The organism is Streptomyces mabaensis (assembly GCF_053763515.1).
In genome coordinates, this window is sequence record NZ_JBSOPZ010000047.1 from 1 (window position 1) to 13820 (window position 13820).

Here is a 13820-nt window from a genome sequence, read left to right on the forward strand (position 1 = left end):
CCCCCCCCCCCCCCCCCCCCCCCCCCCCCCCCCCCCCCCCCCCCCCCCCCCCCCCCCCCCCCCCCCCCCCGCCCCCCTCCAGGCCTCCAGATTCCCAAGAGAAAAACCGGTCCGTGCCCGCACATTCGCAAGCCCTGCTGCCAGAAAAGCTCGCCGATAATGCGCGTGAATTCGCCCGCACGATTTCCCGTCGGCTCGCCGAGCCGGAAACAGTCCGGCGTGCGCTGGAATCGTGCGAGAAGAACGCCGTGAACCCCTTCGGGTGGGGCGGCCCCTCGCTGCTCGCCGGCGAGGCGGGCACCGCGCTGGTGTTCCGGTACGCGGCCCGGGCTCTCCCAGCCGAGGCCGGCCGCTGGGAGGAGCTCTCGCAGCATCACCTGGCCGCCGCCGCCCGCAGCACGCACGACGCCCCGCTCGACGAGCCGGGCATGGCCGGCGGCACGGCCGGTCTGGCCCTCGCGGTCGCCGACTGCGTCCGGGACGAGCCGCGCTACGCGGCCCTGCTGCGCAGCCTCGACGAGCGGCTCGCCGGCCAGATCGCCGCGCTGCCGCCGGGCCACACGGTCGCCACCGACGGAGTGGGCTACGACCTGTACGACGCGATCGCCGGCCTCTCCGGCGTCCTGGCCCATCTGACGGCCACCCCCACCCTGCACGAGCCGGGTCCGGCCGGGGACGCGGTACGGCAGGCCACCGAGTCCGTCACCGCGGAACTCGTGGCGCTGTCCACGTCCCGCACGGCCGACGGGTGGCCCTCCTGGTACGTACACCCGCGGTACTACCCGTCCGAGGACTACCGCGGCCCCTACCCGCACGGGTACCTGAACCTGGGCCTCGCGCACGGCATCCCCGGCATCCTCGCCGCTCTCTCCTTCGCGCTGACCGCGGGTGTCCGCACCCCCCGACTGGCCGAAACCGTCCGCGACATCGCGGACTACCTGATCGAGGTCTCCTTCGAGGACGACTCGGGCCGCAACTGGCCCTCCGGCATCCCGCTGGACGCCTCCGGCGCGGAGACGCGGAGCGGACTCACCCCGGCGCGCACGGCCTGGTGCTACGGCGCCCCCGGGGTGGCCTGCGCCCTGCTCGACGCGGCCGACGCGCTCGGTGACGCGGCGCTGCGCACGGTCGCCGTCGACGCCTTCGACGCCGTGCTCCGCCGGTTCGCCGCGGCCGGCCGCTTCTCCTCCGCGACGCTGTGCCACGGCGCCGCCGGCCTCGTCGTGATCTGCGCGGCGTTCGCCCGCCGCACCACGAGCGGCGCCGCGCGCGGCGAACTGCCCGCGCTCGTCGCGCACCTGCTCTCCCACTGCGACGCGGCCCTTCCCCTCGGGGTGCAGGACCTGGAGCAGCCGGGCGTACTGCTGGACAGCCCCGGCGTCCTGACCGGCGCCGGCGGGGTCGCACTCGCGCTGTGGGCCGCCGCCGGCCCGGCCGAGCCCCACTGGACGCGCGCCCTGCTGGTCGCGTGACGTACGGACCGGCCGGATCACCGAGAGGCACCCACCCGTGACATCAGAACGACCCTCCCTTCGCCCGTCCCCGGCCGGCGGAACGCTGTACCGGCCCGCGGACTTCTACCTGCTGCGGACCCCGCTCCTGCCCGTCCAGGAGTTCCTGGCCCTCGGAGCGAGCGGGAACAGCGACGAGGACGCGGCACCGGACGGCCGGAGCGAAGGCGAGCCCGCGCGACTGGCACGGCTGCGCAGGGAGGGCCGGAAGCTGCTGCGGCAGGCGGCCGCACGCCCCCGGATCGCCCAGGCCCTGCACATCGGCAGCGCCTCCGTCACCGCCGGCCTCGGCCGTCTCGCCGCGGATCCGGAGGACGACAAGCGCGCCCGCCGGGCCTACTCCACCCTGCTGCGCTATGTGACCCGCATGGCGACCCGGCCGACGCCGTACGGTCTCTTCGCGGGCGTCACCACCGGCCTGTTCACCGAGGACGCCGGTCTCGCGCTGGGGCGGGACCCGGTCGCCAGGACCCGCACCCGTGCCGATCTGGGCTGGCTGCTGGCGCTGCTCAAGGAAACCGAGAGCGACCCGGCCGTGCGGGCCCAGCTGCCGGTGACGGTCAACCCGGGGCTCTACCGGGTGGGCGACCGGGCCGTACTCCCGGTGGCCGATGTCTACGGCGAGGAGGACAACCGCCTGGCCGACTTCCGGATCACCGCGCCCGCCGAGCTGGCACTGCGTCTCGCCCGGGTGCCCGGCACGACGTACGCCCGGATCGTCGACCGGATCGCGCGGGACATCCCCGGCGCCACGCATGACAAGGCGGCCGCATTCCTCGCCCAGTTGTGGGATCTGCACGCGCTGACCAGCGAACTGCGTCCCTCTCTCAGCGAGCCACTCCCCGAACTCGCCCTCGCCGGGCGGCTCGAGGCGATACCCGCGGCCCGTGACGTGGTCGCAGGGCTGCACACCGTCCGCACGCTGGCCGGGCGGATCGATGCCGGACGCGGCACCGCTCCCGTCTCCCGGCTGACGGATCTCACCGCGCACCAGCGTGCGATGACCCCCGGGTACACCGGTGAGACGTACCAGCTGGACACCGCTCTGGCCGTCACCGGGACGGGACTGCCCGCCGAGGTCGGCGCGGCGGCCGCCGAGGCGGCCGAGACACTGCTGCGCCTGGGCAGCCATCCGCCCCGGCCCCAGCACATCGCGGAGTACCACGCGGCGTTCCTGGAACGCTATGGAGTCGACTCCGAAGTGCCGCTGCTGGAACTGCTCAGCCCGGAGGCCGGGCTCGACGCTCCCACCCCGTACACCGCGCCCGCCCGCGCGTTCCCGCTCCCACCGGTCGGCGAGGACCGCGACCGGATGCGGGAACTCCGGCTGGCCGCCCTCGCCGCCGAGGCACTGAGCTCAGGCGCCGGCGAGCTGGAGATCACCGACGAGCGTCTTGAACAGCTGTCGGTGTGGCGGGCCGGTGAGCACCAGCCGCGGGTGCGGCCCGCGCTGGATCTGTACGTCCAGGTGGCCGCGGGCTCCGCCGAGGCGCTGCGCGGCGACGACTGGCGGCTGGTGCTGGCCCCGGCCGGCATGGCCGAGGGCGGCCGTACCTTCGGACGGTTCTTCGACCTGCTGGACGACGAGACGCTGGAGCGCCTGCGCGGATACGCCCGGGCGGAGGAGGAGCACTGCCCCGGGACGGTCTTCGCCGAACTGAACTATCTGCACCCGCACGGCCGTTCCGGCAACGTCGCTCTGCACCCCCGGCTGCGCACGCACGAGATCTGCGTCAACACCGCACCCACGGTCGAGCCCGCGTTCCGGATCGCGCTGGACGACATCCTGGTCGGCGCCACCGCGAACCGCTTCTTCCTGCGGTCCGCCCGGCTGGGCAGGGAACTCGTGGTGACCCAGAGCCATATGCTCACCGCCACCCAGGCGCCCAATGTCTGCCGGCTGCTGCTGGAGCTGTCCGAGGACGGCTTCGCGCCGCTCGCCGGCTTCGACTGGGGCCCGATGGCCTGCGCGCCGTTCCTGCCCAGGGTCACCCGCGGGCGGGCCGTACTGCACCCCGCGCAGTGGTCGCTGACCGCGGAGCGCCTCGGCCTCGCCGCCGGGGCGCCGCTGCCCGGCGCCGACGCGTTCCACGCTCTGGTGAGCCGCTGGCGCGCCCAGTGGAACGTACCCCGGTACGTCTATCTCGTCTGGATGGACAACCGCCTGATGCTCGACCTGGAGCACCCGCTGGCGACCGACGAACTGCGCGAGGAACTCTCCCGGCTGAAGAGCGAAGGACGCGTACAGCTGACCCTCCACGAGGCCATGCCCGGCTTCCCCGGCAGCTGGTTGCGCGACCCGGACGGCGGCCACTACCTCAACGAGGTCGTCGTGCCCCTGCTGAGCCGCGATCCCGCGCACAGCCGGCGCTCGGCCGTGCCCACCCGTCTCCCGGCCGGACCCGGCCGCGCGCCCGGCGTGGAATCCACCGCCGGGATCACCGATCTCGTGCAGCGGTTCCGCGCCCCGCGCGAGAGCCGGCGCTCCCACCCGGCCGGCGGAGAGTGGACGTACCTGAAGCTGTACGGCGCCGCCACCCGGCACGAGGACGTGATCGCCGGGCCGCTGCGCGAACTCGTCGGAGCCCTGCGCGCCGACGGGCTCGTCGACCGCTGGTTCTTCCTGAGGTACGCCGACCCGATGCCGCATCTGCGTATCCGCTTCCGGGCTTCCCGCGACGAGCACGCCGCGACCCTGCTGACCACCTGTCTGGCCTGGGCCAACGGACTGATCGAGACGGGGCTGGCCGCCGATGTGGTGCTGGCGGGTTACGAACGCGAGCTGGAACGGTACGGGGGCCCGGAGGCGATGGACGCCGCCGAGCGGGTCTTCGAGGCCGACAGCGACGTCTGCGCCGAACTCGTCGCAGCCAGGCGCCTGGGGGGTCTGGATCTCGACGCCGAGGCGCTGTGCGTGCTGGCCATGCACACGCTCTACCGGGACTGGGGGTCCGACCCGCTGGACTCCCGGCCCACCGACCGGGCACTGTCCGACGGCGCCAGGAAGCACTTCCGGCGGATCCAGCGGACCCTGTGCGACCTACTGGTGCCGTGGGACGCCCACCCCGACTCCGCGGCGCGGCAGTACGCCCCCGCCCTCGAACGTATACTCGTCCGGCAGCAGAGCGTGCTCGCCGAGGCGGGCGGCCTGATCCGTGAACTGGCCGGCGCGGGGCGCCTGGTGGGGGATGAGCAGAGGATGCTGGCGAGCCTCGCCCATATGCGCGCCAACCGCTTCCTGGGGATGGGACAGGAGCGCGAGCGGCTGTGCCACGAACTCTGGGCGCAGGCCCTGGAGGCCATCCGCCGCCGCCCGGCCCTCGTCACGGCCGGCCGCGGGACCCGGGGGGCGTGACCGTGCACACCGTGGAACCCGCCGCGGATCCCGCCGTTGGGCCCGCCGCGGCTTCCGGCCGGCACTGGGCCCGGACGCTGCGGCTGCTGTGGAGCGTCAGCGCCGGCCACATGACCGGCGTCGTCGTCACCACCCTGCTGACCGCCCTGCTGCCCGCGGCCTCCGTGCAGTTGACCACCAGGGCCGTCCAGTATGTCGCCGACGCCGTCGGCGGCACGCCGGGTGCGCTGGACGACGCCCTGTCCGTGGGAGTGCTGCTCGCCGCGGTCGCGCTGGCCGGCCATCTGTGCGGCATCGGCCAGAACTATCTGGAGGCGCTCCTTCAGTACCGGATGGCCAACCGGATCAGTACGGACATCATGGAGAAGGCGGTCCGGCTCCAGCTGGAGCACTTCGAGGACCCGGCCACCTACGACGCTCTTCAGCGCGCAAACCGGGAAGCGGCCTACCGGCCCTACCAGTTGTTCTCCGATCTGATCGCCGTGGTGTCCCACGCGGTGACCCTGGTGTCGGTGGCGGCCGTTCTGCTGTCCTGGGACCCGTGGGTGGCACTGGCCGTGCTCTGCGCGCCGATTCCCTCGGTCCTGGCCACCATGTTCTACAGCCGCATGACGTGGAAGGTGGAGAACGAGCGGGCTGCCGACCGCCGCCGTGCCAGCTACCTCCAGTACCTGGTCACCAACGACCGTACGTACAAGGAGACCCGGCTGTTCTCCCTGGGCGGCTTCTTCCTCGACCGCTACCGCCGGATGATCGGCCGCTTCTACGCGGTGGACCGGTCGCTGGCCCGCAAGCAGTCCACGGCCAACGCCCTGCTGGGACTGTTCAGTGTCGCCGCGTCCGGCGGCGCGGTGCTCTTCGCGGTCGGCAGCACCGTGGAGAGCGGGCAGATCGGCCAGTTCGCGGGCTATGTCGCGGCGATCACCGTGGTGCAGGCCTCGGCACAGAGCCTGTTCGCCGGCTTCGGGGAGCTGTACGAACACAATCTCTTCCTCGGCAACCTCTTCACGTTCCTCGACACCCCCGAGCGCACGCTGCGCAGCGGTTCGCGCCCGTTCCCCGAACGGCTCACCCACGGCATCGAGTTCCGCGACGTCACGTTCAGCTATCCAGGCGGGAGCGCCCCGGTCCTCGAGGACTTCAGTCTCACCCTGCCGGCCGGCCGCTGTGTCGCGCTGGTCGGCCAGAACGGCGCGGGCAAGACCACCCTGGTGAAGCTGCTGTCCCGGCTGTACGAGCCGGACTCCGGCCGCATCCTGATCGACGGGCATCCGGTGGAGGAGTACGACCTGGAGCAGCTGCGCCGCAGCATCGGGGTCATCTTCCAGGACTTCGTCCGCTACGAGGATTCGGCGCGCGCCAACATCGGCTACGCCCGCGTCGACGACCTCGACGACGAGAAGAAGATCCGCCGGGCCGCTGAGCAGGCGGACGCGGGAGAGTTCCTGGACCGGCTCCCGGACGGCCTGGACACCCCGTTGGGCCGCTGGTTCGAGGGCGGCAGACAGCTCTCGGGCGGACAGTGGCAGAAGGTGGCGCTGGCCCGGGCGTTCCTGCGCGGCGCCCCCGTGATGGTCCTGGACGAGCCCACCGCGTCCATCGACGCGGCGGCGGAGGCCCAGATCTTCGAACGGCTGCGGGAGATCGCCGGCCAGGCGACCACCCTGCTCATCGCCCACCGCTTCTCCACGGTCCGGGTCGCCGACCACATCGTCGTCCTGGACCAGGGCCGGGTGCTGGAGCAGGGCACGCACCACGAACTGATGGACCTGGACGGGACGTACGCCAAGCTGTTCCGGCTCCAGGCCTCCGGCTATCTGGACGATCCGGTCGTCCGTCCCGTCTGAGCACCCGTCCCGTCTGAGCATCCGCACCGGGCCGCCCGTATCCCCGGTCACCCCCCACACAGAACCGAGAGGCAGAACCGCCGTGGCAGACCACTCCCCGACCGACCGAAAGAACACTCCCGCGGGACCGGCCGTCCGAGGCCTGTGGATCGCGGGCGGCGCCGCTCTCATCGTGCTGAGCTGCGCTCTGCTCTTCTACGCGCAGACCCGGTCCGACAGCTTCTCCGACGACATGCGGCTGTATCTCACCCTCCTGCTGCGGGGCGGGTTCTTCCTGGTGCTCTCGGCCGGGGCGTACTGCGTCGTACGGGGATGGAACCGCCGGTGACACCGCTGCCGGGCCTCGAACTCGCCGGTGTGGGACAGCAGTACGGTGAGATGACAGTGCTGCACCCGCTGGATCTGGAGGTGCGTCCCGGGGAGTGCGTCGCTCTCATGGGCGCCAACGGCTCGGGCAAGTCCACTCTGCTGCGCATCGCCGTCGGCAGGGAACGGCCGACGACCGGAACGGTGTCCTTCGCCGGCGTCCCGGTCGACGACAGCGAGCCGCGGACACGGGCACGGATCGCGGTGGTCTCGGACGGTCCCGCGTTCTACCCGGACTTGACGGTACGTCAACATCTTGAGCTGGTCGCGATCGCCCACGGTGCACGCGAGGAGACCGATGCCCGCGTGGCCGTCGCGCTGGCACGCACCCGGCTGACGGACCATGCGGATCTGCGGCCGGCGGCGCTCTCCTCCGGCAAGGCACAGCAGCTGCTGCTGGCCTCCGCGCTGGTGCGTCCTCGCGACCTGCTGGTGCTCGACGAGCCCGAACAGCGGCTCGACCCGGGCTCGCGGGCCGCGCTGGGCCGACAGCTCCGGGAGGAGCGCGAACGCGGCACGGCAGTGCTGTTCGCCACTCATGACGGGAAACTGGCCGAGGAGGTCGCGGACCGCCTGCTCCTCCTCGAAGAGGGCCGCCTGATCGCCCAGGGACCGCCCGGCCGGGTGCTCGCGGAGGCCACCCTGTGAGCGACGCGGCTCTCACCGCGCTGCACCGGGCCCGCCGGCAGCACCGCCGGCGCTCCCGCCGCGACATCGCCTTCCATGCCTACGTCGTACTGCTGCTCGGGGGGCTCTACCTCGTACCGCATGCGGTGATCATGGCGGGCTCCGCGGACGGACCGCTGGAGCCGCGGGCGTCCCGGATGCAGGCCGTACTGCCCGGTGTGGCCACGGCGACGGCGCTGGGCTGGCTACGGCTGGTCACGGGCGCGGCACGGTGGGGGGGCCCGGTACTGCTGGACGCCGCCACCGTGACCTGGCTGCTGCCGACCCCGGTGGCGCGAGCGAGGCTGCTGCGGCCGCGCTTCCGCCGCACGGCACTGATCCACGCCGGTGCGGCCGCGGCGCTCTGCACGGTCGGCGCGTACTTCGGCCGGCTCGTGGTGGCGGGCGATGTCGGCACCGGGAGTCTTGCCGCCGCCGCCGTCGCGGGAGGCGCGTTCGCCGCCCTGGGCACCGGTCTGGCCGGGCTGCTCGCGTGCCGGAGGCCGCCCGGTACGTTACGGCTGCCGCCGGGTGTCCTGACGGCGGGCGCGGCACTCGCCTCGGGTCTGGCGGTGGCCAGGGGCACGGTCTCGCCCGTGCCGGCGTGGCCGGAGGCCGTCCTGCTCTGGTCGGGTCCGTGGGGGTGGGCGGCCCAGCTCTGGGCCGCCGCCTGCGGGGTGGAGCGGCCCGGCGCACCAGTCGCGGCGGTGCTGCTCGTCGGCTGCGCGTGGGCCGTGCTGCGTCTGGCCGATCGCCGGGTCGCCGCGCTGTCCACCCTGACCCTTCAGGAGCGGGCACGTACCGCTGCCGCGGTGTCCGCCGCGATGGTCACCATGAACTTCCGGCAGGCACGCGTCCAGGTGAGCGGGCCCGGCCTGCCGGGCCGGCGTTCCGGCCGGCCGCCGGCGCCGCGCCCGCCGCGCGACCCGCGTCTGATCGTCCCCTGGCGCACCCTGGTGCACTGGCTGTCCCGGCCCGCCGCACTGGGCTGGTCGGCACTCTGGCTGGCGGCGGGCTGCGCCGCCGTCACCCTGGCGGACCGGCTCTCGGGAGGCTTCCGCTCTCTCGCGGTGGTCGCCGCACTGGCCGGCGGATACGCCGCGGCGGGGGCACTGCTGGAGGCCGCGAGGCTGGACGGCGACGATCCCGCCCGCTCGGGCCGGCTGCCCTGGCCGCTCGCCGGGGTCGTGCTGCGGCATGCGCTGCTGCCCGTCGCCACCCTGCTCACCGCGGGAGCCGCGGCCTGCGGGGTGACCGCCGGTCTCGGCCTCGCCGTACTGCCTGTGGCGGCCCTGGTCCTGTGCCTTCCGGGGCTGGTGGCGGCGGGCCTGGTCTCCGCCTGCCGGGGGACGCTGCCCGTGGAACTGCTGGTGGGCGCGGAGACTCCGCTCGGCAACACCGCCCCGGTGAACCTGGCCGTCTGGTATCTGCGGGGCCCGGCGGTGGCGCTGCTCGTCCTGTTCCCGGTGGTGACGCTGCTGCTGCGTGACGAACCCCCTGGGTGGTCCGTGGTCGCTGTCCTCCTCTACCTGCTGTCGGCCACGGCGGGACTCGCCGCCTGGGCCGGATTCCGGGCCTGGGCGCTTCAGCGCGGCTGACGTCCGCACGCAGCTGACCCACCGCACCTCGCTCACGTTCCCTCACCTCAAGGAAGCCGTTGTGATACGCCCCTCCCTTCGTCATGCCCTGATTCCCGCCGGTCTCGCGCTGCTGCTCGCGGCCTCGGTCCCCGCGCCGTCCCTGGCCGCAGAATCCGCCGAATCCTCCCAACCAGCGGTTGGCACACCGATTCTGATGGACCGCCAGGAACCGTTGCTGGCAGCCTCGGACCGCATCCGGGAAGCCGCGGGTTCCGCGGGGCCGGGCTTCGCCGGTCTGACCATCGACCCGGACCGCTCGGCACTCCACCTGTACTGGCACGGCGCACTCCCCGCGGCCGTACGGGACCTGAACAGCTCACTCAGCACCCCCGAGGTGCGCGTCCACGTCCGCTCCGCGCCGTACTCACTCGCCCGGCTGGAGTACGAGGCGCACCGCGTCCTGGAGACGGCCGCCACGGGTGGTGGCCGGGTCGTCTCGGCCGCTCCCCTGCCCGACGGAACCGGTCTGCGCGTACGGGTGGAGGGCGGGCGCCGGACCGCCTCGGACGCCCCGGCCACCGGGGTACCGGCCGCGGGCGTGCCGGTCACCGTGGAGCACGGTCCCGGCCCCCGGCCCGCGGGCCGGGCCACGGACGCCACACCCGTGACCGGCGGAGCACTGATCATCAGTGAGGCGGAGACGTGCACCGTCGGGTTCGGTGTGGTGGAGCGCCGCACCGGACAGCGCCGGCTGCTCACCGCGGGCCACTGCGGAGCCGTGGGAAGCCCCTGGTACAACGGCGACGGCGAGTACATCGGCAACGCCGTCGCACGTCACCCGGCCGCCGACGCCCTGGTCGTCGCGGCGGACGGGTCCGGCAAGGTGTGGCACGGCGCGGTGACGGAGAACCTGGACGGCGTCGACGAGGTCGCCCGCCGGGTGTCGGGCAGCCGCTCCCCGGTGGTCGGCCAGTACGTGTGCGCCTCGGGTGCAGTGTCCGGGACCCACTGCGGCCTCAAGGTCACCAAGGTCGGCGTGGTGCTGACCATCGGCGGCGTGAAGGTCCCGCACCAGGTGGAAGCCGAACAGACCGCCCGGGAGGCCGCCGCGGGCAACGGCGACAGCGGAGGACCGGTGTACTCGGGCCGGGGGAAGTCCGGGCGGGTCACCGCACACGGCATGATCTCCGCGTACGACCGGCAGCAGCCGGTCGCCTGCACCGGGCTGCCCAGCGGTACTGGCCGGGCCTGCTCCTGGCGGGTGTACTTCACGGACATCCGTCCGCTGCTGAAGACCACCGGCACCCGGCTGGCCCGCACGCCCTGAGGTGACCTGACGGACGGCCTCAGAGCAGCCCCGCCGCGTCCAGCAGGTACGCCGTCAGCGGGTCGTAGAAGCGCGGGTCGGTGACGTGGTCGTCCAGCGGCACCGTCACCTGGAGCGTGCCCTCCGCCTCGCCGAGGAACAGCGCCGGGTCGTTGCTGTCCGCGTACCCGACCGCGTCGATCCCGCGCTGGCCCGCGCAGCCCGCCCAGCCGTGGTCGGCGACCACCAGGTCGGGCTGCGGGCGGCCCTCGGCCGCGAGGCCGTCCAGGATCGCCGCCATCGGCCGGGGTGAGTGCGTGTGCCACAGGGTCGCGCCGCGCTCCAGCACCGCGACGTCCGCGAACTGGAACACATAGCCCTCGTCCGCCGTCAGACCCGAGGGGATCACCATGATCTCGCAGCCGGCGGCCCGCAGCGCGGCGGCCGTGGCACGGTGCACGTCCAGCAGGCCGCCGGGGTGGCCGGTGGCGAACAGGACGCGCTCCTTGCCCGCGGCGGCCTTGCGCAGCCGCGCCGCCATCCGCTCCAGGGCGTCGACCGTCAGCTCGGGGTCAATGGTGTCCTGGCCGAAGCGGTGCTGCGGGTCGTCGTTGACGCCGCAGCGCTCGGCCATGACGGCGAGGACGTCCTGCTCGTCGGTCCAGCGGTCGCCGAGCTCCAGGCCGAGCCAGTAGTGGCGGTCGCCGTTCGCGAGCTTGCGGTAGTGGGAGAGGTTGTTGTCGCGGGGGGTGGCGACATCACCGGCGATACGGGTGCGGACGAGGTGGTCGACAAGGGCGGCACGGCTGGGTATCGGCATGCGCCCATTGTGCCGTCAGCGACCACCGGCGGGCCGGGCGTCCCGAACGCTGGACGGCTCCTGCCCGTCCGTCAGGGCCCCGAACGCGCCGTGCGCCAGGCGGCGCAGCAGCGTCTCGGTGGCGGCCCGGCCGGGCAGGCCGCTGCCGTACGAACCAAGGTGCGGGGTGGAGTTCAGCAGCCCGAACACGGCGTGCACGGCGGCCCTGGCCTGGGCTTCCGGCACGTCGGGGTGGATCTCCCGGACGGCCGCCACCCACAGCTCGACGTACTGCCGCTGGAGCTGGCGCACCAGCTTGCGGTCGCTGTCCCGGAGGCGGTCCAGCTCGCGGTCGTGGAGAGTGATGAGCGGGCGGTCGTCGAGGGCGAAGTCGATGTGCCCGTCGATGAGTGAGGCGAGTACGGACTCGGGGTTGCCGTCCGCCTCCGCCACCCGGTACTTGCCGCCGGTGAGCAGCCGGTCGCTGATGCCGACGAGCAGCTCGGCGAGCATCGCGTCCTTGCCCGGGAAGTGGCGGTAGAGACCAGGGCCGCTGATGCCCACGGCGGCCCCTATCTCGTCCACGCCGACGCCGTGGAAGCCGCGCTCGGCGAAGAGGCGGGCGGCTTCCCTGAGGATCTGCTCACGGCGGGTCGGGGCCGCGGTCCTGGTGCTCATAGGAATTCATTCTAGACAGGGCTGTTAGCGGTCGTTAACCTGAGCGAAACAACGTTAACGCTCATTAACCGAGCAAGGGAGCTCGAGGGATGCAGCAGGCACCAGTGCTGGCGAGCGCCGCCGATCCGGCGTCCGAGGCCTGGCGGGTCAACGAGGCCGCCCACCAGGAGCTGTCCGAGGGCCTGCGGGCCCGGCTGGCGGCGGCCCGGCTGGGCGGCGGCGAGAAGGCCCGCGCCCGGCACACGGCCCGCGGAAAGCTGCTGCCGAGGGACCGGGTGGACGCCCTCCTCGACCCCGGCTCGCCCTTCCTGGAGCTGGCCCCCCTGGCCGCCGAGGGGATGTACGGCGGGGCGGCCCCGGCGGCGGGCGTGATCGCCGGCATCGGGCGGGTCAGCGGCCGCGAGGTGGTGATCGTCGCCAATGACGCCACGGTCAAGGGCGGCACGTACTACCCGATGACGGTCAAGAAGCACCTGCGCGCCCAGGAGGTGGCGCTGGAGAACCGGCTGCCCTGCCTCTACCTGGTCGACTCCGGCGGCGCCTTCCTGCCGATGCAGGACGAGGTCTTCCCCGACCGCGAGCACTTCGGCCGGATCTTCTACAACCAGGCCCGGATGTCCGGCGCCGGCATCCCGCAGATCGCGGCGGTGCTCGGCTCCTGCACGGCGGGCGGCGCGTACGTCCCGGCGATGAGCGACGAGGCGGTGATCGTGCGCAACCAGGGCACGATCTTCCTCGGCGGCCCGCCGCTGGTGAAGGCGGCCACCGGCGAGGTCGTCACCGCCGAGGAGCTCGGCGGCGGCGATGTCCACTCCCGCGTCTCGGGCGTCACGGACCACCTCGCGGAGGACGACGCGCACGCGCTGCGGATCGTCCGTACGATCGTCTCGACCCTGCCCGGACGCGGCGCACTGCCCTGGTCCGTCGAGCCGGTGGAGGAGCCGAAGGCCGACCCGGCCGGGCTGTACGGCGCGGTGCCGGTCGACTCCCGTACGCCCTACGACGTACGGGAAGTGATCGCCCGTGTCGTCGACGGCTCGCGGTTCGCGGAGTTCAAGGCCGAGTTCGGGACCACCCTGGTCACCGGCTTCGCCCGGATCCACGGCCACCCGGTCGGCATCGTCGCCAACAACGGCATCCTCTTCGCCGAATCCGCCCAGAAGGGCGCGCACTTCATCGAGCTGTGCGACCAGCGCGGCATCCCGCTGCTCTTCCTGCAGAACATCTCCGGCTTCATGGTCGGCCGGGACTACGAGGCGGGCGGCATCGCCAAGCACGGCGCCAAGATGGTGACGGCGGTGGCGTGCACGCGCGTCCCGAAGCTGACGGTGGTTGTCGGCGGGTCGTACGGCGCGGGCAACTACTCGATGTGCGGGCGGGCCTACTCGCCCCGCTTCCTGTGGATGTGGCCCAACGCCAAGATCTCGGTGATGGGCGGCGAGCAGGCCGCCTCGGTGCTCGCGACCGTCAAGCGCGACCAGATCGAGGCGCGCGGCGAGGACTGGCCGGCGGAGGAGGAAGAGGCCTTCAAGGACCCGATCCGCGCCCAGTACGAGCAGCAGGGCAACGCCTACTACGCGACCGCCCGGCTCTGGGACGACGGCGTGATCGACCCGCTGGAGACCCGCCAGGTGGTGGGTCTGGCCCTGACCGCCTGCGCCAACGCGCCGCTGGGTGAGCCCGGCTACGGCGTCTTCCGGATGTGAGGACCT

10 protein-coding genes are annotated in these 13820 nt (G+C 73.3%); 8 read left to right on the forward strand and 2 right to left on the reverse strand.

Translation table 11 applies throughout. The features are described 5' to 3' along the window. The first annotated feature begins 248 nt into the window (after positions 1-248). The 7 genes from ACWV17_RS30295 to ACWV17_RS30325 all read left to right on the forward strand — a co-directional run bounded on the left by ACWV17_RS30295 (position 249) and on the right by ACWV17_RS30325 (position 10652). On the forward strand, positions 249-1472 hold the full coding sequence (locus ACWV17_RS30295; RefSeq protein WP_455362182.1) for a lanthionine synthetase C family protein: 1224 nt from the start codon (positions 249-251) through the stop codon (positions 1470-1472). 37 nt (positions 1473-1509) lie between these two features. After that, positions 1510-4866, forward strand: coding sequence for a lantibiotic dehydratase (locus ACWV17_RS30300; RefSeq protein ID WP_455362183.1), 3357 nt, complete (start codon positions 1510-1512; stop codon positions 4864-4866). Further along, positions 4863-6713, forward strand: coding sequence for an ABC transporter ATP-binding protein (locus tag ACWV17_RS30305; RefSeq protein WP_455362184.1), 1851 nt, complete (start codon positions 4863-4865; stop codon positions 6711-6713). Before ACWV17_RS30300 ends, ACWV17_RS30305 begins: the two co-directional genes overlap by 4 nt. Positions 6714-6795: 82 nt before the next feature. Continuing rightward, complete coding sequence (locus ACWV17_RS30310) at positions 6796-7041, forward strand: hypothetical protein (RefSeq protein WP_455354546.1); 246 nt, start codon at positions 6796-6798, stop codon at positions 7039-7041. After that, positions 7038-7727: an ABC transporter ATP-binding protein gene (locus tag ACWV17_RS30315; RefSeq protein ID WP_455354547.1), complete on the forward strand. Its 690-nt coding sequence runs from the start codon at positions 7038-7040 to the stop codon at positions 7725-7727. Before ACWV17_RS30310 ends, ACWV17_RS30315 begins: the two co-directional genes overlap by 4 nt. Next, a complete protein-coding gene (locus ACWV17_RS30320; protein ID WP_455362185.1) occupies positions 7724-9343 on the forward strand; it encodes a DUF6297 family protein in 1620 nt (539 codons plus the stop codon). Before ACWV17_RS30315 ends, ACWV17_RS30320 begins: the two co-directional genes overlap by 4 nt. A gap of 196 nt (positions 9344-9539) precedes the next feature. Beyond that, on the forward strand, positions 9540-10652 hold the full coding sequence (locus ACWV17_RS30325; RefSeq protein ID WP_455362186.1) for a S1 family peptidase: 1113 nt from the start codon (positions 9540-9542) through the stop codon (positions 10650-10652). 19 nt (positions 10653-10671) lie between these two features. Here ACWV17_RS30325 and ACWV17_RS30330 read toward each other — a convergent pair whose 3' ends face one another. Both ACWV17_RS30330 and ACWV17_RS30335 read right to left on the reverse strand, forming a co-directional pair. Then, on the reverse strand, positions 10672-11451 hold the full coding sequence (locus ACWV17_RS30330; protein WP_455362187.1) for a phosphatase: 780 nt from the start codon (positions 11449-11451) through the stop codon (positions 10672-10674). Between the two features lie 15 nt (positions 11452-11466). Next, positions 11467-12108 carry an SACE_7040 family transcriptional regulator gene (locus ACWV17_RS30335; protein WP_455362188.1) on the reverse strand — a complete coding sequence of 214 codons (642 nt, stop codon included), beginning with the start codon at positions 12106-12108 and terminating at the stop codon, positions 11467-11469. Between the two features lie 89 nt (positions 12109-12197). Between ACWV17_RS30335 and ACWV17_RS30340 the strand changes: the two genes are divergently transcribed. Continuing rightward, a complete protein-coding gene (locus ACWV17_RS30340) occupies positions 12198-13814 on the forward strand; it encodes a carboxyl transferase domain-containing protein (protein ID WP_455362189.1) in 1617 nt (538 codons plus the stop codon). The last annotated feature ends 6 nt before the right edge of the window (positions 13815-13820 follow it).

Excerpts from the sequence above, each read along its gene's own strand:
- ACWV17_RS30330 (WP_455362187.1), bottom strand. The coding sequence starts at position 11,451 with ATGCCGATACCCAGCCGTGCCGCCCTTGTCGACCACCTCGTCCGCACC.
- ACWV17_RS30325 (WP_455362186.1), top strand. The coding sequence starts at position 9,540 with ATGGACCGCCAGGAACCGTTGCTGGCAGCCTCGGACCGCATCCGGGAA.
- ACWV17_RS30340 (WP_455362189.1), top strand. The coding sequence starts at position 12,198 with ATGCAGCAGGCACCAGTGCTGGCGAGCGCCGCCGATCCGGCGTCCGAG.
- ACWV17_RS30335 (WP_455362188.1), bottom strand. The coding sequence starts at position 12,108 with ATGAGCACCAGGACCGCGGCCCCGACCCGCCGTGAGCAGATCCTCAGG.